We start from the raw sequence: 20,679 nt of genomic DNA, 5'->3' as shown, positions 1-20,679 counted from the left end.
CTAATTTCAGTGTAGTCTGTAATCATAGTAACGAGATGGAAAGGAACTGCTATGGAAGAAAAAACAGCGAGTGTCAGATGCTTACAGGAGAAGTTTCAGTTTGAACAGCTGTGCGGAGATGAGCGCAGTTTGGATCGTGAGATCGTCATTGCGGACACCAATCGTCCCGGGTTGGAGCTGGCCGGCTTTTTCGATTATTCACAGGCGAAGCGAATCGTTGTACTAGGCGATAAGGAAATCGCTTATATTGCAACGATGAGTGAAGAAAAACAGCGTATTTCATTTGATTTTATCACGCATGACAACACGCCGGGACTGGTGATCTCAAAAGGGCATCAGTGTCCGCCCATCTTAATGGAGATCGCAAAGGCAAAAAACTTCCCGATCTTTCGTTCGACGCTGCCGACCTTTCGTTTGATCATCATGATGATCACGTATTTGGATGAGGTACTTGCGCCGGCGATCTGCGTACATGGCGTTTTGATGAGCATCTATGGCAAAGGGGTCTTGATCCGCGGAACCAGCGGAATGGGAAAAAGCGAGATTGCCTTGGAGCTGATCCGCCGCGGCCATATGCTGGTGGCGGATGATCGGGTCGACTGCTATCGGGTGCATAACCATATCAATGGTCGTTCGCCGCAGTTACTGCAGGGGATGCTGGAGATCCGCGGTATCGGGATCATCAATGTATCGCGAATGTTTGGCGCCAGTTATGTATTGCCTAATGTCGATATTGATTTTGAGGTGTACCTGGAAAAGTGGAATGATCGTGCGGATTATGACCGAGTGGGAATCGAAGAAAAGAAATATGAGGACATCTTGGATATCCAGATACCGAAACTGGTCATTCCGGTGCGTGAAGGACGTTCGATGGCGGTGATCATCGAATCTGCCGTTACCAATTTTACCTTGAGTGAAATGGGAATGAACAGTGCGAAGGAATTTGAGGCGCGGGTTCTGGAATATATCGCAGAGAATGCGAAAACAGCACGTTAAGCAAAGCGGTTCATGAGCAACGTGAACTGCTTTTTATGATAGAGAGGATGAGGCATATGAATTTTGATTTGGCGTTTTTTCCCGATATGAAAACATTTGTGTCATTTGGTAGTCTCAGTATTACCTGGTATGCGGTCTTGATCTTGACCGGCGCTTTTTTGGCATATCTGTTAAGTCTGCGCATCTTTCGCAAATGGGGCTATGACGATGAGATCTTTGAAAACTATTTCTTGATGATGTTTCCGATTGCGATCATCGGTGCCAGGATCTGGTACGTCCTGTTTGAGTGGGAACAGTATGCGGATAATTGGGTCAAGGTATTCTATGTTTGGGAAGGCGGTCTGGCGATTCACGGCGGCTTATTGGCGGCGATCGGATTCGGCTGGTTTTATTTCCGCAGGCATGGCGTAGATGGCTTGCGTGTCGCAGATGTGGCGCTGCCTCATGTGATGTTGGCACAGGTGATCGGCCGCTGGGGCAACTTTATGAATCAGGAAGCGTTTGGGGAAATCGTACCGGAATCGTATTTCGATCATTTTCCGGCTTTTATCAAAGACCAGATGTATATCAGCGGTCATTATCATATGCCGACGTTTTTGTATGAAGGGATCGGCAACCTCATCGGCTTTATCTTGATCATGTTTGTGTATCGCAAATATGGACGCAAGAAACGCGGGGATCTGGCGTATGCTTATATCGCGTGGTATGGCATGGTGCGCTTTTTCGTAGAAGGACTGCGTACCGATTCCTTGATGTTTGGCGGTATTCGAGTGGCGCAGGCAGTGTCTGTCATTGGCGTTTTGTTCGGGGTTTGTGGTATATTAGGTGTATGGAACAAAATGTTTGCGAAGTTCTATCCATGGCGCAAGGAAAAACCGGTCGTGCTCTTCGATCTGGATGGTACTTTGGTGGATACGAAAGAATTGATCTTTCAGTCGTTCCGCCATGTGTTTGCACAGTATAAACCGGATCATACGCTGAGTGAAGAAGAACTGCAGTCTTTTTTAGGACCGACGCTGAAGCAGTCGTTTGCGCGTTATTTCGATGTGAGCATGAGCGATGAACTGATTGCCTGCTATCGAGAATACAACCATCGTGAGCATGATCGCTACGTGAAGGAATTTGCGGGCGTAAAAGAAACGCTGGATTATCTGCGGAGCAACGGCTATGCGATGGCGGTGGTATCGAATAAGACGAAGCATACGGTGGCGATGGGGCTGGAGAAATTTGGCTTAGAGGAGTATTTCCCGGTCATCATCGGCTGTGAGGAGATCAAAGAGCCAAAGCCTGATCCAAGCGGTATTTTAGAAGCATGTAAGGCATTATATCGCGGGCATGACAATGTGATCTATGTCGGCGACAGTGCGTCTGATGTGCAGGCGGCGAAAAACATGGGCGGCTTCTCGGTAGCTTGTGTATTTGATGAGGCGAAGGAAGCGGAATTGACACAAAGCAAACCGTGTGCATTGATTCATCACATGGAAGAACTGATCGAACTGGTAAAGGAGGATCGAGAATGGGAAGATCGTACGATTTATTAGTGATCGGTGCCGGGCCGGCAGGTATGACGGCGGCGATTTACGGCAGCCGGGCAGGTTTGACGACCGCAATGATCGAAGCCGGTGCACCGGGCGGCAAGCTGTTGAAAACAGCGGAGATCGCCAACTGGCCGGGGATCAAGGAAACACCGGGCGCACAGCTGGCTTATGAGATGTTTGAACATTCCACAGCCTTTGGGGCCGCTTATCTGTATGGAAATGTCGTACAAGTAGAAGATCATGGCGAATGGAAAAAAGTGATTTGCGAAGACGGCACGAGCTATGAGGCCAAAGCGGTCATCGTGGCAACCGGAACAAGAGAGCGCATGATGCACATTCCCAATGAAGAAGCGAATATCGGCAAAGGCATTTCCTTTTGTGCGGTATGTGACGGCGCTTTTTTCAAAGGGAAAGAGGTCGCGGTCATCGGCGGCGGCAATTCGGCGCTGGAGGAAGCGATGTATTTGGCCCAGATGGCAAAAAAAGTGTATTTGCTGATACGCCGTGATGTGTTCCGTGCCGATACGATCATTCAGGAAGAATTGGCGAAATATGACAATATTCAGGTATTGCGTAAAGTCGTACCAAGTGAAGTGATCGATGATGGAAACAGAGTCAGCGCGCTGGTATATGAAGATGTGGATACGCATGAAAAGCATACTTTGGAAGTAGCGGGCATTTTCCCTTATATCGGATTAGACCCGGTTACGGAGTTTGTGAAAGAACTCGGCGTGTGTGATGAAAACGGCTATCTGCTTACCGATGCCAACAAAGAAACGAAAGTGAAGGGCTTGTATGGTGCAGGCGATGTATGTGCCAAAAACTTGCGGCAGGTCGTAACGGCGGTAAGCGATGGAGCGATCGCGGCACAGCACGCATTTCATCAGATCAAAGGAATTTAAGCCGGGAAACCGGCTTTTTTAGATGCGATACGTGTTTTCATAAAAGGTTAGGAAAAATACGTTTCTTTGCGGATATGATGGACAGGCGGCAGGAACGCATCTGACATTTATCAAAGAAACGCTGGCAGGACATCTTTGGGTGTGGTACTATAAGACTAGAAATGAGGTGTATGTGATGAAAGAAGAAAAGCAGCCGGATGTATTGCTGATCACGGGCATGTCAGGTGCGGGGAAAACGACGGCAATCGGCATTTTGGAAGATATGGGGTATCACTGTATCGACCAGTTTCCGGTAGAATTGATCAAAAATCTGGGCGAGATCATTCACAATACGCAGGATGAACGCTATCGCCATTTGGCATTGGCGACGACCGCCATGGATTACCCGAAATTTCTGAATTATTTTGAAAATATAGATGTAAAAGTAAGAGTGGTCTTTTTAGATGCGTCTAATGAGGTACTGTTAAGACGTTATAAATTTACGCGCCGTCATCATCCGATGCTTCTGCATGCGAAGGCCAATACGCTGGAAGAAGCGATCGAAATGGAACGGGATATGTTTGACAGTCTGATCGAACGGGCGATCCTGCGCATTGATACGACCAAGCTGGATCAAAAAGGCTTAAAAGGCATTTTGACCAATCAACTGTCTTTTCAGGAAAAACCGGTGTTTGCGATCAGCTTTGTATCGTTTGGCTATAAGCATGGGGTGCCGATGGACGCGGACCTGCTTTTTGATGTCCGTTTTCTGCCGAATCCCTACTATATCGAAGCGTTAAAAGGATTGACCGGAGATGATCAGCCGGTATATGACTATGTGATGCAGTTTGAACAGACGCAGCAGTTTTTGATTCGCCTGCGCAATTTTTTGGATTATCTGTTTGAACAATATGAACAGGAAGGCAAGACGCATTTGACGGTCGGCATCGGCTGTACGGGCGGACAGCATCGTTCGGTATCCGTTACGAATTGGCTGTATGCGCATTATCGCGATCAGTATCACTGCTATAAAGGGCATCGCGATAAGAAGGGAACAAGATGAAAAAGGTCGTCGTGATCGGGGGAGGAACGGGACAGTCGGCGATCCTGCGCGGGCTTAAGAAAATTGAAGGAATCGCTTTGACGACGATCGTTACCGTTGCGGATGACGGAGGCAGCACCGGCCGTTTGCGGCGGCAGTTTCATATTCCGGCAATGGGTGATATTCGCCATGTCATGTGCGCCCTTGCTGAAAGCGAAAGCATGTTGAAATCACTTATGAATTTTCGCTTCAGCGGTGAGAGCGATATCGGCGGACATAACTTGGGGAATCTGATCTTAACGGCATTGGCACAGGAATCAGGCAGCTTTATGAATGCGATCGAGCAGTGCTGCAAGGTCTTGAACATCAAAGGGCAGATCTTGCCATCGACGGAACAGGTCATTACGCTGTTTGCGATGATGCAGGATGGCACGATCGTACGCGGTGAAAGCAACATTCCCAAATTTAAGAACCGGGTCGAACGCGTATTTTATGAAGAAGATGTCGTTGCCAATGAGAAAGCGGTGCAGGCCATTTTGGAAGCGGACTACATTATTTATGGAATCGGATCGCTTTATACCAGTATCCTGCCGAACTTGATCATTGAAGGCATCGCAAAGGCATTAAAGCAAAGCGAGGCAAAGAAGATCTATATCTGCAATGCGATGAGTCAGTCCGGGGAAACGGATTATTATTCGCTGGAAGATCATGTGCAGGCGATCATCGACCATACTTTCCCGGAAGCGATCGACATTGTGGTCGCACATAATAACATCATTTCTCCGCAGATATTGGCACGCTATGAATTAATGGGCAGCTTTCCGATCTTAGTAAAAGAACAAAACCATGATTATCGCTTGCTTTACTGCGATATGTTGAGTTTTGAAAATCAGTTGATCCGTCATGACAGCGAAAAGATCAAAGAAATGCTGGAGCAGTTGTTAAAGGAGGATGAAAATGTCCTTCACAAGTGAAGTCAAAGCGGAAGTCGCGCAGAATCTATTGCATGCATGCTGTGAAAAAGCACAGCTGTCAGCGCTCATTCAAATCTGTTCCACCCTCAGTTTTACAAACCGCGGCATTCATATCGTCGTAAAAAGCGAGAATGTGAATACGGCTAAGCGTATCTGGAAACTGGTAAAGGAACGCTATCATGTGGAGAGCGAACTGTCCGTGCTGCGCAAGATGAAATTAAAGAAAAACAATGTATATGTGATTCGAATCGTAAAACAGGCCAAGGAAATCTTAGAGGATCTGGAGCTTTTTTCGGAAAAAGGCTTGCGGACCCATCCAAGCGCCGCCATGGTGAAAAAAGAGTGCTGTGCCAGAGCTTATCTGGCAGGTGCGTTTTTGGCAGGCGGTTCGATCAATTCGCCGCAGACGAGCAATTATCATCTGGAATTGACTGCAGGCAGTGAAGAACTGGCAAAATTTATCCAGAAGCTGATGAATCGCTTTCATCTGCCGGCCAAATATATCATTCGCCGTCATCAGCATGTCGTCTATTTGAAGGCGAGCGATAAAATATCGGATTTTCTGCGCTGTATCGGGGCAAGCGACGCTTTGTTCAGCTTCGAGGACAGCCGCATTCAGCGTGATTTCATGAATTCGCTGACGCGTTTAGACAACTGCGAGGTAGCCAATGAAATGCGTTCTTTGAAGGCCGGGGCAAAGCAGCTGGAGGACATCGCCTGGATCGAGAACTTTCAGTCATTGGAAAGTCTGCCGGAAAAGATCAAGGAAGTGGCGCTGCTGCGCAAAGCATATCCGGAAAGCTCGTTGAATGAGTTATGTGAACTGTACCATGAAGCATATCAGGCAACGATCACCAAATCCGGCATGAAACATCGGCTCAGCAAGATCAGAGAAATCGCAAATCAATACCGCAGTGAATAAAAGGCAATGAAAAGTGCAGACTAGAAGTGGTGATGTATATGAGGTATATACTGGCATGGATAGCTGCCTTTTTTCCTTTTTTACACGGGACGAGATACGAAGTGAATTTGCATGCGTGCAGCGAGGAACAGATCCTTGTAGAATATGAGGAAAGCGTCTTTCCGATCACGTTGTTTAATGTATGGATCAGCGAGGAAGGACAAAAACAAGTATGTCCGCTCTTAGAACAGGCAAAGCGCTTGGAGATTGAGGCAGACGCGGTTTCCGCTATTGAGGAGCCGCTTGATGTGTATGTATTCGCAGATGGGAAATTGGTGCAGTCGATCCTATTGGAACGAGAAATCGCCTCTGTCGCAATACGCAATCCACAGTATCGTTATGCCAAAGAAATGCAGGATGCCACGCAGAGCGAAGAAACGATCAGTACGGCAGTGAAACAGCGAGATGTCCCCGATCATACCAGAGGAAATCTCATTTTAGGGTTCAGCAGCATGGTTTGGGCCTCTGTTTTTGTATTTTTTCTTTACAAAAAATTCCACTAACACTTATCATAGGTAGACGTTCAATCAGGTAATTGGTATCATTTTCATATAAATAAAAGTGTGAAAGGGTAGGGTGAAATCATGAATGGATTACTACCGAGCGACATGATAGACCAAACGGATGAAAGCACGATTTGTATTGCATTTGGGAAGAGGGTTAGAAAACTGCGTAAAGCAAAAGGCTGGTCGCAAGAAAAACTTGCGGAATTTTCCGGTATCCACCGCAATTATGTATCGGATATGGAAAGAGGAGAACGCAATGTTTCTTTGAAGATCATTGAACGGCTGGCCAAAGCGCTGGACGTTGAACTCAGTGAATTGTTTTTGTTTTGATCATTAGAGCGAAAAAGGAGCGCGATTAGGGCGTTTCTTTTTTATCGTGTACATTGAAAAACAGCCGTTTTCGGCTGTTTTGATCTACTTCATCAGATCGCTTTTTCCACGATCTCATCTTCTAAATAGTGAGGCAGCTCTTTGCCGGCGCTCAGCTCGGCGATCTGTTCGCTTAGATGTGGATTATCGGTGCGGTAAAGATACGTTACTTTTTCATCATACTGCTTGTCGATGATGTCAGCCTGTCCTTTTAATAAATGATCGATCTTACCGATCAAAGCGTAAGAAAAAGTCAGACGGTAACGCTTCATCAAGGTCGGTGTCGTGAGCGTCGCATGCGATAACGCCTGTGATACACTTTGTGAGTAAGCGCGCACCAGGCCGCCTGCTCCTAATAAAACACCGCCGAAATAACGTACGGTTACCGCGACGATCTGCTCGACCTCATGTTTCTTCAAACACTCCAGCATCGGTACGCCGGCAGTGCCATGCGGTTCGCCGTCATCGCTGCTTCGCATCAGCTCATGATGCTCACCGATAATAAACGCATAGCAGTGATGTCTGGCATCCGGGTGCTGCCTGCGGATCTGCTGAATAAATGCTTTGGCATCCGCTTCTGTATCACATTTATGCAGATAACAGATAAAACGGGATTTTTTGATTTCGATTTCGTAATGGCTGTCTGCATGCAAGCGATACATGGCTTCACCTCTCTTTGTTTTTCATTATAAAAGAAAGAAATCACACATACAAGCATAATCTGATCATAAGTGAAATGAAAATCTGTTTTACTATGAGAATAGGATATAGTATAATGCAGTTGCATAGAACAGCAATGAAATGAAAATAGTTTGACAATCAAATAAAGCATGTGTATAATGTGCGGGAAAAGAAGAAAAGAGGATGTTTATGGAACAGTCAAAAATATTAGTGGTAACCGATACGACATCGGGCTGGAATGAAGCGGATGCGCAAAAAGCAGGCGTTGCTTTGGTTGCCTTATCTGTTTTACTGGATGATAAGGAATATAAAGATCAGATCGAAATGCGTGCAAATGAGTTATATGCGGCACAGGCAGAAGGCAAACTGCCGACGACTTCACAGCCGAATCCCGGTTATTTGGAAAACTGCATGAAGCAGTGGAAGGAAGCGCATTATGATGCGATCATCGTCCTGCCGATCGCAGCCGGTCTATCAGGCACCTATCAGGGCTTTCGGTTTGCGGCAGAATCACTTGAGATGGATGAAGTGCATGTGATCGAAACCAGAACGCTGGCAGCGCCGCTTCAGGACTGTGCGTGCTGCGCAAAGAAGATGGCTGAAGCAAATGCGCCGCTGGAAACGATCTTAAACGTATTAGCGGAAAAACTGGATGATACGATGACTTATGCCATTCCCAAGGATTTGGTACAGTTAAAAAGAGGCGGGCGAATCTCACCGGCAGCCGCGGCGGTAGCCGGTTTATTGAAGATCAAACCGCTGCTGAAGCTGGCAGAGGATGGCTCATGCGTGGATAAGTTCGGTATGGCAAGAACAGAAACCAAGCTGTTTCAAATGATCTGCGACGATCTGAAAGAACATGGCGTAACGCCGGAAACACATCGTCTATGTATTCCACACGCCAACAGTCAAGAGGCGGCGAAGCGTCTGGCTGAAGCGGTGCGTAAGCAGGTCGGAGATTTTGAAATCAGTGAAATGGAACTGCCGACGGTGCTTGGCTGCCATACAGGCGATGGCTGTCTCGCTTTACAGACGATTCGAAAAAGTGAATGGGATTAAGAGCAGGAAATCATGCAGGATTGCATAAACTGTGATAAAATAGAGACAAATAGAAATGAAGAGGGGTACCAGCAATGAAAGTAGCATTCGTAACCGACAGCGGAACCGGAAAAACAATTGAAGAAATGAAAGCGCAGGGCGTTTATTCCCTGCCGCTTCAGATCAGTTATGAAGAGGAGAATAAATTAGATTTGGTTGAGATCACATTAGAAGATGTGAATGCGCTCATGCGTCGTCAGATCAATTTGAAAACAAGTTTACCGGCAGCCGGAATGATCGAAGATCTGTTTACACAGCTCAAACAGGAAGGCTATGATATGATCTTTGCGGTACCGATCTGCAGCGGACTTTCCGGTACGATACAGGCAATGAAGATGACGGCAGAGCAAGTCGGCATTGCGTTTGATTATGTGGACTGCCATGTAACAGCTGTTGTCGAAGAATATTTGATCGTACTGGCAAAGCGACTGTATGAAGAAGAACAAAAGAGCATTGCGGAAATCAAAGCGATCTTAGAGGAAGTCGTGGCTTCTACCAATACGCTGCTGATGCCGGATGATCTTCAGCATTTGAAGCGCGGCGGGCGTTTGACACCGCTTGCGGCAACCTTAGGCGGTTTATTAAAGATCAAGCCGATCTTGCAGATCAATCAGAAAACAGCGGGAAAGATCGATGTGGTGGGGAAGGTGCGTACGCTGCATCGAGCGATGGATCAGTCCGTCGATTTGATGAAGCAAGACGGCATTGACGAAAACTGGGAAATCATCGTTGCGCATGTAGACAGTGAAGCGGAAGGACATGTTCTGCAAGACAAATTAAAGGCGGCATTCCCTGATGCACATCATACGCTGATTCCGTTAGTGAGCGTGGTATCGGCGCATACGGGGCTGGGCTGTCAGGCCATTCAGTATTTTAAGCGATATGGGAAATAGCGGGCAAATGCCTGCTTTTTAATTTAGGGAAAGGTAGAGGTAAATTAAAAAGAGAAAGTATCTCAAAACCATTCACATAGTAGGAACTTGTACTGGGAAGTGTTTGATGTAAAACGGTTGTGCTTTCTTATCCTGATTTCAGTTTATTTTCAGTTTTCCTCATTATACTGTTTACAGGGCATGGTCCTTGTGTTTTAATGTAGAAAGTGAGGTGAGAGGAATGCGGATACTGGTAGTAGAAGATGAGATCAACCTCGGCAGTGCGATCTGTGAATTGTTAAAAGAACAGAAATATCAGGTCGATCTGATCGATAATGGCGATGATGCGGTTACTTACGCCATGCTTCAGGAATATGATGTCATGCTTTTAGATGTCATGCTTCCGGGGAAAAACGGATTTGATGTCGTCAGAGAACTGCGTCAGCTTCACAATCAGGTGCCGGTGCTGATGTTAACGGCAAAGGATGATGTGCAGGATAAGATCCAGGGATTAGACAGCGGTGCGGATGACTATATGACAAAGCCGTTTTCCAGTGAAGAGCTGCTGGCGCGTATTCGTGCGCTTTCCCGTCGTCAGGGAGAAGTGGTGCTGGAAGAACTGGTGTTTGATGATCTGACCTTTCATCTTTCCAATCATAATCTGACCTGTAATGGTAAATCGATCCATTTGGGTTATAAAGAAGCTGAAGTGATGAAAGTTTTGATGCATCATCTGAATATGATCGTTTCCAAAGAAATGCTAATGCTCATGTACGGTAAAGAAGCAAGCAACCGAAAACAATAGATAGACCGCCAGCACTACACTATTCCGAACCAAAGACCAAAAGATAAGCATTTTGAGAAAATCTAAACTTTTGGATTTTCCTACAATGCCGACTACGGCGGAATCCCTCCCACTCCTTATATATTTCTTTCTGTATACATTGAATTTGTATTTAGTAAAATGCAGACAACACCACGGATCGGCTTTTGGCTGGACAATTCCAACCAAACACCGCAGCAGACAGTAGAAACCATTCTGAACGTTAGGAAGCCGGTATGATTGTTACATATAAGGGGAAGAAAAATTTCTTTTAGATACTTGTTTTCCTAAAACTGATGTGATATAATATAGTCAATTCCAGAAAAGGAGTAAAAAATATGCGGCAAGGTATTCTTAAATAAAACTATAATCAAATAGTGGGAACAAAGGATTATGATAGTCCCTTTTGTAGGGGCTTAGTTTTTTGTACCCAATTTAAGAATACTTTTGCCTTATCAATTTTGACATATCCCCAAAAACAGCACTCACAAACAGGTGTATGCTGTATATGTGTATGTCCGCAAATTATCATCCCCAGTGGTAAAAGTATTTTACTGCTGGGGATTTTTATGCCCTTCGGGGCAGTAAAGGGAGGACAATCACATGAAAATAATCAATATTGGAATTCTTGCCCATGTAGACGCTGGAAAGACGACCTTGACGGAGAGCCTGCTATATGCCAGCGGAGCCATTTCAGAACCGGGGAGCGTCGAAAAAGGGACAACGAGGACGGACACCATGTTTTTGGAGCGGCAGCGTGGGATTACCATTCAAGCGGCAGTCACTTCCTTCCAGTGGCACAGATGTAAAGTCAACATTGTGGATACGCCCGGCCACATGGATTTTTTGGCGGAGGTGTACCGCTCTTTGGCTGTTTTAGATGGGGCCATCTTGGTGATCTCCGCTAAAGATGGCGTGCAGGCCCAGACCCGTATTCTGTTCCATGCCCTGCGGAAAATGAACATTCCCACCGTTATCTTTATCAACAAGATCGACCAGGCTGGCGTTGATTTGCAGAGCGTGGTTCAGTCTGTTCGGGATAAGCTCTCCGCCGATATTATCATCAAGCAGACGGTGTCGCTGTCCCCGGAAATAGTCCTGGAGGAAAATACCGACATAGAAGCATGGGATGCGGTCATCGAAAATAACGATAAATTATTGGAAAAGTATATCGCAGGAGAACCAATCAGCCGGGAAAAACTTGTGCGGGAGGAACAGCGGCGGGTTCAAGACGCCTCCCTGTTCCCGGTCTATTATGGCAGCGCCAAAAAGGGCCTTGGCATTCAACCGTTGATGGATGCGGTGACAGGGCTGTTCCAACCGATTGGGGAACAGGGGAGCGCCGCCCTATGCGGCAGCGTTTTCAAGGTGGAGTATACAGATTGCGGCCAGCGGCGTGTCTATCTACGGCTATACAGCGGAACGCTGCGCCTGCGGGATACGGTGGCCCTGGCCGGGAGAGAAAAGCTGAAAATCACAGAGATGCGTATTCCATCCAAAGGGGAAATTGTTCGGACAGACACCGCTTATCCGGGTGAAATTGTTATCCTTCCCAGCGACAGCGTGAGGTTAAACGATGTATTAGGGGACCCAACCCGGCTCCCTCGTAAAAGGTGGCGTGAGGACCCCCTCCCCATGCTGCGGACGTCGATTGCGCCGAAAACGGCAGCGCAAAGAGAACGGCTGCTGGACGCTCTTACGCAACTTGCGGATACTGACCCGCTTTTGCGCTGCGAGGTGGATTCCATCACCCATGAGATCATTCTTTCTTTTTTGGGCCGGGTGCAGTTGGAGGTTGTTTCCGCTTTGCTGTCGGAAAAATACAAGCTTGAAACAGTGGTAAAGGAACCCACCGTCATTTATATGGAGCGGCCGCTCAAAGCAGCCAGCCACACCATCCATATCGAGGTGCCGCCCAACCCGTTTTGGGCATCCATCGGACTGTCTGTTACACCACTCCCGCTTGGCTCCGGTGTACAATACGAGAGCCGGGTTTCGCTGGGATACTTGAACCAGAGTTTTCAAAACGCTGTCAGGGATGGTATCCGTTACGGGCTGGAGCAGGGCTTGTTCGGCTGGAACGTAACGGACTGTAAGATTTGCTTTGAATACGGGCTTTATTACAGTCCGGTCAGCACGCCGGCGGACTTCCGCTCATTGGCCCCGATTGTATTGGAACAGGCATTGAAGGAATCAGGGACGCAACTGCTGGAACCTTATCTCTCCTTCACCCTCTATGCGCCCCGGGAATATCTTTCCAGGGCTTATCATGATGCACCGAAATACTGTGCCACCATCGAAACGGTCCAGGTAAAAAAGGATGAAGTTGTCTTTACTGGCGAGATTCCCGCCCGCTGTATACAGGCATACCGTACTGATCTGGCCTTTTACACCAACGGGCAGAGCGTATGCCTTACAGAACTGAAAGGGTATCAGGCCGCTGTCGGCAAGCCAGTCATCCAGCCCCGCCGTCCAAACAGCCGCCTGGACAAGGTGCGCTATATGTTTCAGAAGATAATGTAACGTCTTGCGCAATGCAAGCGTTCATTGCTGGCTATTGCGAAATATCATTGATAAAATCAGTATCAGAGAGGAGAAACTATTTTGAACCAGGAACAGACGAATATTACAACAGGAAAGCAAATACGTCATCTGCGAACACAATTGGGAATGACACAGGAAGAACTAGCCGGGGAATTGAATGTTACCCGGCAGGCACTATCGAATTGGGAGAGAGATGTTAATGAACCCGATTTAAATATGTTGAAAAAAATTTGCTTTCTTTTTGGAGTCAACATGGACGATTTTGCGAAGGAGGTAATAACAAAGATGGAAACATATGAAAAAAAGGAGAAACGACAATTTAATAAGTACGATATGGCAATTGGACTTTTTTATGGTGTTGGTATATTTCTTGGCATTGGTATTTTCTTTGTTGGCGGTTTTATGACAATGTCAGGTGCAGGGTGGGGAGCATCACTATTTGGCGGTGGCTGTTTTTCTCTTGTATTTGGCTTGATATGCCATGCAGTTATTACATTGAGAAGAAATGACAAATGATGACATATCCTGCTTTCTATACTTTTCGGTAATACCGAGTAAAAAAAGCCGCTGCTTTTGGCTTTCCAATAGCGGCGGCTTAATGCAAGCGGCGGCAAAGGGAAATATCCTTTGAATACCTTACAGAAGAAAAGTTTTGCAGCATTACAAAAATAAAAGCCTATACCATTTTGGAAAGAAAAGATACATAATAGTCAAGACGACAACAATCAGAAGTTATGGAGGGTAACAATGGAATATAGTAAGGAAGATTTAATGGAAGCAAAAAAGCAAATTTTGGGAGTGGGAGAGAACATGGGAACAGAGGAAAGTAAAAAAATCTGGGAGGAGAACGCACAATTTTGGGATAATGCAATGGGTGACGAATCTAATGAATTTCACAGAGAGGTAGTGCGCCCCAAAGTAACGGAACTTCTATCTCCTAATCCTGCGGATTACATTTTGGATATTGCGTGTGGCAATGGAAATTATTCTTCGTATCTTGCACAAAGAGGTGCTTCGGTTGTCGCTTTTGATTACAGCAAAAAAATGATAGAATTGGCTAAAAGACGGCAATCACAATATGCAAAACAAATTGAATTTTGTGTGGCGGATGCGACCGATAGAAAAAGTATATTAGAATTAAAAAGAAATCGAGCCTTTACGAAAGCAGTTTCTAATATGGCAATTATGGATATTACGGACATTGAACCACTTCTTATGGCTGTTTATGAACTGTTGCAGGAAAGCGGAATTTTTGTCTTTGCAACGCAACACCCTTGTTTTGTCACGTTGACTGAAAAATATATGACACCGCACAGTTACTATGATATAGCGATTGAAGGGCAACCGAAAGAGCAGATTTATTATCATCGTTCCATACAAGATATTTTTAACCTTTGTTTTAGAGCTGGATTTGTCATTGATGGATTTTATGAAGAATGTTTCAAAACCAACAAAGAAATTCCTATGGTAATGATAGTAAGGCTTAAGAAGGTAAAACGTGATAGCTTAAAATAAATTCAAGTTTGTCGGGTAAATAGCAAACCCAGCCGAGCCAGTCAACGATAAAATGAACGCCGCTTCGCGCCGTCGTTGACAGCCCCGCCCGTCTTTGCTGGTAGGCAATCAAGGGGCGACAGCAAGGAGTACTGCCGCCCCGCACTATTATTCAGAGAGGGGGAATTTCCATGACCGAAGATGAAGCCTACAAGGTGCATATCCAGTACACATTCAATGCCTTTTGCAAGGTAGTCATTCGTCACGCAGCCATAGATAAAATCTTGAAGCTGCGCCGGAGGTGGGAACGGGAAGTTTCCCTTGATTATCTGATGAGTGAAAAGTTTGTCCAGCTTGCCGAGCCGGAGTAGCTTGAAGAATATCTTTTTACCGCCTGCGGCCAGACCGCCGTTCTGTATCATGCGGAGCTTGCCGCCGCCCTTGCCCTTTTGCCGGAGCAGACGCAGGAAGAAATTTTTCGTTACTATTTCCTGCGCCAGCCGCAGCGAGTGATCGGCGTACATATTGGCCGGACACGCAGCACAGCGGGGCGGCATATCCGGCTTGCCTTGCAGCGGTTAAGGCGGCTCATGGAGGGAAATGACTATGAGTAAACTTCTCCCCTATGAAACAATCGTCAAAGCCCATGAGGGCGACCCGGACGCAATCGACACCATTCTTTCCCACTATGCCGGATATATCCGCTACTGTTCCAAAGTACACGGGAAAGTCAACGCCGAAGTTGAGGAACATATAAAGCAACAGCTCATTGCCGCCCTGTTCAAATTTCGCTTTGACCGATAAACAAAGAACAAACACTGGCTGTCATTAGCGGTTTCACTCCAGCCAGTTTACAATTCATCTATTCCTAAAGGAAGCAGGTCATAGTATAATAGAACCAACGACAAATATACTTTTAGGGGAGATATAGCAATATGAAAAGTAATAAATACTTAACTATTGGCTTATTAACAGGATTTATTGTCGGTGGTTGCATAGGTGTGTTGGCATGGGCGTTTTTGCAAAATCTTTTTGCTATTTCTATTTGTGCAGGTATCGGAATGTTGATTGGAATTGTTATAGGTACATTGATTGATTATGAAAAAAATAATCATCAAGAGAAATAGAAAAAATGCACAATGCCTTAAAGGGAAAACAGGAATTTATTGTGCTATCCATCATCGGGCCAACCTGACCTGAACTTTCAAAACTGAATATCCACCGCCCATCGGCGGCCAGCGAAAGCAGTAAGTCTGAAAAAGATTTGCTGCTTTTTTCTTTATCCGTTTGGCAAAATCGCAAAGTCATCCGTAGTAGGTAGGTGAAGCCGGAAACAAAAAATTTTCTGCGGCGGTAGCCAAATCTGCATTTTCTGTATTTCTAAGGCAAAGGAAAATTTGAGAAAATTCCCGGCAAGCGGGTAGCTGGCGGCCTTTGAAATGTATCTTTAGCGGAAAGAAAGAACTGCGGGTAAAAATCGCCCCACGCCGTAAGATTTTTGCAGAAATCCGGCCAAAACAGGCGGCAGCTATACGAGTAGTAAGTGCAAGGGGAAATCTACGGCTTACTTAGAGCAAGTTTCTACCACGGTGCCAAAATCCGCAATTCTGCGGTTTTGCCCCTCGCGGGAAACTTGTTGGGGAGTGCCTTCCCCAAACCCTGCTATGCGGCTTACGCCGCAAAAATATTTCTGTCCGGCAGACAGGAAATGCCCCGAAAATAGCTAACAGACCAGCCCATTTTTTGTGATAAGTGAAAGGAGGTTTACAGCCCATGCCGAAGCGATACAACACCCCCCACCGCAGCCATGTTGTGAAAACCCGGCTGACCGATGAAGAATACGCCGACTTCACAGAACGGCTTGCGCCCTATGGTATCAGTCAGTCCGAATTTCTCCGGCAGGCCATCCGGCGCACTACCATACGCCCCGTACTCCATGTGTCGTCAGTCAATGACGAGCTGCTCTCCGCTGTCGGGAAGCTCACAGCCGAGTACGGCAGGATTGGCGGCAATCTCAACCAGATTGCCCGCACCCTCAACGAGTGGCATAGCCCCTACCCGGCTATGGCAAAGGAATTGCGGGAAGCGGCCGCCGACCTTGCCGCCCTCAAGTATGAAGTCCTAAAGAAAGTAGGTGACGCCGTTGGCAACACTCAAGCATTTAGGCTCTAAGAACGCCGACTACGGAGCCGCCGAACAATACCTGCTCTTTGAGCATGACGAATTTACTATGAAGCCCGTCCTTGATGAAAACGGCAGGCTTATCCCCCGTGAGGATTATCGCTTGTCCACGCTGAACTGCGGCGGCGAGGATTTTGCCGTTGCGTGTATGCGCTCCAATCTCCGCTATGAGAAAAATCAGCGGCGGGAGGATGTGAAAAGCCACCACTATATCATCAGCTTTGACCCACGGGACGGGCCGGACAACGGCCTGACCGTAGACCGGGCGCAGGCGTTGGGGGAGCAATTCTGTAAAGAGCATTTCCCCGGCCATCAGGCCCTTGTCTGCACCCACCCGGACGGGCATAACCACAGCGGCAACATCCATGTGCATATCGTCATTAACAGCCTGCGGATAGAGGAAGTGCCGTTCCTGCCCTACATGGACAGGCCAGCGGACACGAAAGCCGGGTGCAAGCACCGCTGCACCGACGCAGCCCTACGCTACTTCAAGTCCGAGGTCATGGAGATGTGCCACCGGGAAGGACTTTACCAAATCGACCTCTTGAACGGCAGCAAGAACCGTGTCACAGACCGGGAATATTGGGCGCAGAAAAAGGGACAGGCCGCACTGGACAAGCAGAACGCCCCCATGATTGCAGGCGGTATCACGCCCCGGCAGACCAAGTTTGAAACGAACAAGGAGAAGCTGCGGCAGACCCTACGGAAAGCCCTTGCCACCGCTGCCAGCTTTGACGAGTTTTCCTCTCTGCTGTTGCGGGAGGGTGTGACCGTCAAGGAGAGCCGGGGGCGGCTGTCCTACCTCACGCCAGACAGGACGAAGCCTATCACCGCCCGGAAGCTGGGCGGCGACTTTGACCGCACCGCCGTCCTTGCCGTTTTGGAGCAGAACGCCCAGAGGGGCGTAACGGTTCGCTACACCCCGCAGCACCAAGCCGCCAGAGCCGCCGAACAGACCGCAGCCATACCCGAATACCTACACGCCGGGAAAGGCCGCTTACAGGGCGAAAAGACAGGGAAAATCGACCCCAGACAGGACAGTGTGCAGCGGCTTGTGGACATTGAGCAGAAGATGGCCGAGGGCAAGGGCAAAGGCTATGAACGATGGGCGAAGATACACAATCTGAAACAGGCCGCCAAGACCCTGACCATCTACCAACAGTACGGCTTTTCTTCCCCGGAACAGCTTGAAGCCGCCGTTGCTACCGCCTATCAGGAAATGCGCCAGACCAGCGGCGAACTGAAAGCACTGGAAACGAAGCTGCAAGGGAAAAGGGAGTTGCGGCAACAGGTACTTGCCTATGCCAAGACCAAGCCCATCCGCGAGGGGCTGAAAGCGCAGAAATCCGAGAAAGCCCGCGCCGCATACCGCCAGGCAAACGAGAGCGATTTTATCATAGCCGAAGCCGCCGCCCGGTATTTCAAGGCACAGGGGCTTACCAAGCTGCCCGGCCGAAAAGCGTTGCAGGCCGAGATCGAGCAGCTTATCTCCGAGAAAGACGGCCTGTACAACACCTATCACGAACAGAAGCAGCGGTTCAGGGAGTTGCAGACCGTCAAGCGGAACATCGACCAGATTTTGCGCCGGGAAGAGCCGCACCGCAGAAAGGAGCAGAGCCATGAACGATAAGCCGTCCCGCATGGACTACCGCCAGCACCAGGCAGCCCGCCGCCTTGTGCATGAGTGCTGTAACTACGACGAGGGGAACTGCCTGCTGTTAGACGACGGGGAGCCTTGCGTGTGCGTCCAGAGCATTTCCTATTCCCTCATGTGCCGCTGGTTCCGTGTGGCTGTCCTGCCCCTTGACGGGGAGCTGGCCGCAGCCCTCTTGTACCGGGGGAGCCGGAAACGCTGCGCGGTCTGCGGGGCGGCCTTTGTCCCCAAATCCAACCGGGGGAAATACTGCCCCGGCTGCGCCGGGTGCATGAAGAAACGCAAAGCCGCCGAGAGAAAGCGGAAACAAAGGCAGAAATGTCACGCTTTAGAGCCTTTCAAACCCGCATAAATCAAGGCTTTTTTCGTGGGTGTCAAAGGGTATGCGATACATTTATCCTTTCCCCCCGGAAATGCCGTCCTAATGCGTGACAAAGCCCAAAAACGACACAACACAGAGGGAGGTGATACTATCGCTGATTATATCAGGGCAGACACCACGCTGCCCGCCTATCTTCCATACCCCCGTTTCCTGCTGAAAATGGAGATTTCACAGACCGCCAAGCTGCTGTATGCGCTTTTATTAGACCGCTCCACCCTGTCACAGAAGAACGGCTGGCAGGACGGCGAGGGCAGGATATTCATTGTCTACCCCGTTGCGGAGATAGCGGAAATGCTGGACAAGGGTTGTACCGCCATCAAGGGAGCCTTGAAAGAACTGGACGCAGCCGGGCTTTTAGAACGGGAACGGCGGGGCTTCTCCGCACCCAATCGGCTTTATGTGAAAGTGCCGCCTGTCCCAGTGGTACGGTTTTCCGACCAACTGATGGCCGGAAAAGCGACCCTCATACAGTCGGAAAAGCGACCTTATGACGGTCGGAAAACCGACCCTATGATGGTCGGAAAACCGACCCCTAACAAAACTAATATAAACAACTTAATAGAGAACCAAACAATGAGAGCGAGTGGGGAGCCGCCCACAGCTTATGGCCGATATGAGAATATTTTTCTGTCAAAGGACGAATATGACGAGTTACAGGCAGAATACCCGGACAGGCTGGAACGGCTGATTGAGGAAATGAGCCATTACCTTGCCGCCAGCGGGAAAGCCTACCAGAATTATGCCGCCGCCTTGCACAGATGGGCGGCCAATGACAAAAAGGGAGCCGTAAAACAGGGCATCCCCGACTATACCTGTATGGAGGGAGAAAGCTTATGACAAGTGAAATCAAAGATATTTTGGAGAACATGACAACCGCCGCCCCGGAGATGGAGGACTATATCGGCGAGGACGGACTGCTTTACTGCGGAAAGTGCCATACGCCGAAAGAAGCCTACTTCCCGGAGGGTAAGGAGCTGTTTGGCCGTGACCGCCACCCGGCAGAGTGCGACTGCCAGAGAGCCGCCCGTGAGCAGCGGCAGGCCGCCGAGGAACACCGCCGCCATGTGGAAGCCGTGGAAAATCTGAAACAGAGGGCTTTTGCCGACTCAGCCATGCAGCAATGGACATTCGAGAACGACAACGGCAGAAACCCGCAGACCGGGATTGCCCGGCGGTATGCGGAGCATTGGGAAGAAATGCAGGCCGAAAACATCGGCTGCCTGTTCTGGGGGAACGTCGGCAACGGGAAAAGCTACCTTGCGGGCTGTATCGCAAACGCCCTCATGGAGAAAGAAGTCCCCGTATATATGACGAACTTCGCCGTTATCCTGGGCGACCTCTCTCCCGGCTTTACAGGCCGGAATGAGTATATTTCCCGCCTTTGCCGCTATCCGCTGCTTATCATTGACGACTTCGGCATGGAGCGTGGCACCGACTATGGACTGGAACAGGTATTCCATGTGATTGATACCCGATACCGCAGCAACAAGCCGCTGATCGCCACCACCAACCGCCCGCTGGACGAGTTGAAAAAGCCGACAGACACGGCCCATTCCCGGATTTATGACCGACTGCTGTCCATGTGCGTCCCGATACGCTTTACTGGCGTCAACTTCCGGCAGGAAACCGCAAAGCGGAAAATGGAAACCATGAAGAAACTGCTGGCTGAATGAAAGGAGTATT

Annotated in this window: 23 protein-coding genes; 21 read left to right on the top strand and 2 right to left on the bottom strand. The window is 48.3% G+C overall.

Annotation, left to right across the window (positions count from 1 at the left end):
• The first annotated feature begins 51 nt into the window (after window positions 1–51).
• The 8 genes from hprK (at window position 52) to C1712_RS07500 (ending at window position 7,228) form a co-directional block, all read left to right on the top strand.
• Window positions 52–996, top strand: coding sequence for an HPr(Ser) kinase/phosphatase (gene hprK / locus C1712_RS07535; protein ID WP_102268149.1), 945 nt, complete (start codon window positions 52–54; stop codon window positions 994–996).
• A 56-nt stretch (window positions 997–1,052) separates the two neighbouring features.
• Window positions 1,053–2,537 (top strand): prolipoprotein diacylglyceryl transferase, encoded by a 1,485-nt coding sequence (gene lgt / locus C1712_RS07530; protein WP_425436001.1) that lies wholly within the window; start codon window positions 1,053–1,055, stop codon window positions 2,535–2,537.
• On the top strand, window positions 2,513–3,436 hold the full coding sequence (gene trxB, locus C1712_RS07525; RefSeq protein ID WP_102268147.1) for a thioredoxin-disulfide reductase: 924 nt from the start codon (window positions 2,513–2,515) through the stop codon (window positions 3,434–3,436). The genes lgt and trxB overlap by 25 nt, the downstream gene beginning before the upstream one ends.
• 175 nt (window positions 3,437–3,611) lie before the next feature.
• Window positions 3,612–4,478 (top strand): RNase adapter RapZ, encoded by an 867-nt coding sequence (gene rapZ / locus C1712_RS07520; protein ID WP_102268145.1) that lies wholly within the window; start codon window positions 3,612–3,614, stop codon window positions 4,476–4,478.
• Window positions 4,475–5,431 (top strand): gluconeogenesis factor YvcK family protein, encoded by a 957-nt coding sequence (locus tag C1712_RS07515; protein ID WP_102268143.1) that lies wholly within the window; start codon window positions 4,475–4,477, stop codon window positions 5,429–5,431. The genes rapZ and C1712_RS07515 overlap by 4 nt, the downstream gene beginning before the upstream one ends.
• The gene (whiA, locus tag C1712_RS07510) at window positions 5,415–6,353 is read left to right on the top strand and encodes a DNA-binding protein WhiA (RefSeq protein WP_102268142.1); all 939 of its coding nucleotides are present in this window, start codon (window positions 5,415–5,417) and stop codon (window positions 6,351–6,353) included. The genes C1712_RS07515 and whiA overlap by 17 nt, the downstream gene beginning before the upstream one ends.
• Window positions 6,354–6,391: 38 nt before the next feature.
• A complete protein-coding gene (locus tag C1712_RS07505; protein WP_102268140.1) occupies window positions 6,392–6,895 on the top strand; it encodes a hypothetical protein in 504 nt (167 codons plus the stop codon).
• An 81-nt stretch (window positions 6,896–6,976) separates the two neighbouring features.
• Window positions 6,977–7,228, top strand: a complete 252-nt coding sequence (locus tag C1712_RS07500) for a helix-turn-helix domain-containing protein (protein ID WP_245858089.1) — start codon at window positions 6,977–6,979, stop codon at window positions 7,226–7,228.
• A 92-nt stretch (window positions 7,229–7,320) separates the two neighbouring features.
• Here C1712_RS07500 and C1712_RS07495 read toward each other — a convergent pair whose 3' ends face one another.
• Window positions 7,321–7,929, bottom strand: coding sequence for a YigZ family protein (locus tag C1712_RS07495; RefSeq protein ID WP_102268138.1), 609 nt, complete (start codon window positions 7,927–7,929; stop codon window positions 7,321–7,323).
• 208 nt (window positions 7,930–8,137) lie between these two features.
• Between C1712_RS07495 and C1712_RS07490 the strand changes: the two genes are divergently transcribed.
• From C1712_RS07490 to C1712_RS07455, 6 genes are all read left to right on the top strand, one after another.
• The gene (locus C1712_RS07490; RefSeq protein ID WP_178200629.1) at window positions 8,138–9,007 is read left to right on the top strand and encodes a DegV family protein; all 870 of its coding nucleotides are present in this window, start codon (window positions 8,138–8,140) and stop codon (window positions 9,005–9,007) included.
• A 74-nt stretch (window positions 9,008–9,081) separates the two neighbouring features.
• Window positions 9,082–9,939: a DegV family protein gene (locus C1712_RS07485; protein ID WP_102268134.1), complete on the top strand. Its 858-nt coding sequence runs from the start codon at window positions 9,082–9,084 to the stop codon at window positions 9,937–9,939.
• Between the two features lie 220 nt (window positions 9,940–10,159).
• Window positions 10,160–10,723 (top strand): response regulator transcription factor, encoded by a 564-nt coding sequence (locus C1712_RS12890; protein WP_102268132.1) that lies wholly within the window; start codon window positions 10,160–10,162, stop codon window positions 10,721–10,723.
• Window positions 10,724–11,344: 621 nt separating this feature from the next.
• Window positions 11,345–13,264, top strand: a complete 1,920-nt coding sequence (gene tet(W), locus C1712_RS07465; RefSeq protein WP_000691721.1) for a tetracycline resistance ribosomal protection protein Tet(W) — start codon at window positions 11,345–11,347, stop codon at window positions 13,262–13,264.
• Window positions 13,265–13,345: 81 nt separating this feature from the next.
• Entirely contained in the window at window positions 13,346–13,801 is a 456-nt protein-coding gene (locus tag C1712_RS07460; RefSeq protein ID WP_001071126.1) for an XRE family transcriptional regulator, read from the top strand.
• Window positions 13,802–14,032: 231 nt separating this feature from the next.
• Complete coding sequence (locus C1712_RS07455) at window positions 14,033–14,800, top strand: class I SAM-dependent methyltransferase (protein ID WP_000456787.1); 768 nt, start codon at window positions 14,033–14,035, stop codon at window positions 14,798–14,800.
• Window positions 14,801–14,841: 41 nt separating this feature from the next.
• Here the strand turns inward: C1712_RS07455 and C1712_RS13250 are convergent, their stop codons facing one another.
• Window positions 14,842–15,303, bottom strand: coding sequence for a hypothetical protein (locus tag C1712_RS13250; RefSeq protein ID WP_021659603.1), 462 nt, complete (start codon window positions 15,301–15,303; stop codon window positions 14,842–14,844).
• Between the two features lie 82 nt (window positions 15,304–15,385).
• On the opposite strand from C1712_RS13250, the gene C1712_RS07440 reads away from it, so the two are divergent.
• The 7 genes from C1712_RS07440 (at window position 15,386) to C1712_RS07405 (ending at window position 20,669) form a co-directional block, all read left to right on the top strand.
• The gene (locus C1712_RS07440; RefSeq protein ID WP_001909500.1) at window positions 15,386–15,583 is read left to right on the top strand and encodes a helix-turn-helix domain-containing protein; all 198 of its coding nucleotides are present in this window, start codon (window positions 15,386–15,388) and stop codon (window positions 15,581–15,583) included.
• A 131-nt stretch (window positions 15,584–15,714) separates the two neighbouring features.
• Window positions 15,715–15,906 carry a hypothetical protein gene (locus C1712_RS12885; RefSeq protein ID WP_000841357.1) on the top strand — a complete coding sequence of 64 codons (192 nt, stop codon included), beginning with the start codon at window positions 15,715–15,717 and terminating at the stop codon, window positions 15,904–15,906.
• 646 nt (window positions 15,907–16,552) lie between these two features.
• Complete coding sequence (locus C1712_RS07425; RefSeq protein ID WP_001126628.1) at window positions 16,553–16,951, top strand: plasmid mobilization protein; 399 nt, start codon at window positions 16,553–16,555, stop codon at window positions 16,949–16,951.
• The gene (locus C1712_RS07420) at window positions 16,923–18,590 is read left to right on the top strand and encodes a relaxase/mobilization nuclease domain-containing protein (RefSeq protein ID WP_009249723.1); all 1,668 of its coding nucleotides are present in this window, start codon (window positions 16,923–16,925) and stop codon (window positions 18,588–18,590) included. The genes C1712_RS07425 and C1712_RS07420 overlap by 29 nt, the downstream gene beginning before the upstream one ends.
• Window positions 18,580–18,966 (top strand): cysteine-rich VLP domain-containing protein, encoded by a 387-nt coding sequence (locus C1712_RS07415; RefSeq protein ID WP_000998386.1) that lies wholly within the window; start codon window positions 18,580–18,582, stop codon window positions 18,964–18,966. The genes C1712_RS07420 and C1712_RS07415 overlap by 11 nt, the downstream gene beginning before the upstream one ends.
• Before the next feature lie 72 nt (window positions 18,967–19,038).
• Window positions 19,039–19,833 (top strand): replication initiator protein A, encoded by a 795-nt coding sequence (locus C1712_RS07410; protein ID WP_001205019.1) that lies wholly within the window; start codon window positions 19,039–19,041, stop codon window positions 19,831–19,833.
• Window positions 19,830–20,669, top strand: a complete 840-nt coding sequence (locus C1712_RS07405; protein WP_000200031.1) for an ATP-binding protein — start codon at window positions 19,830–19,832, stop codon at window positions 20,667–20,669. Before C1712_RS07410 ends, C1712_RS07405 begins: the two co-directional genes overlap by 4 nt.
• The last annotated feature ends 10 nt before the right edge of the window (window positions 20,670–20,679 follow it).

This window comes from Massilicoli timonensis (genome assembly GCF_900199515.1).
In the GTDB taxonomy this organism is placed as follows: Bacteria; Bacillota_I; Bacilli_A; order Erysipelotrichales; family Erysipelotrichaceae; genus Massilicoli; species Massilicoli timonensis.
This window is presented reverse-complemented; position numbering and strand designations above follow the sequence as displayed.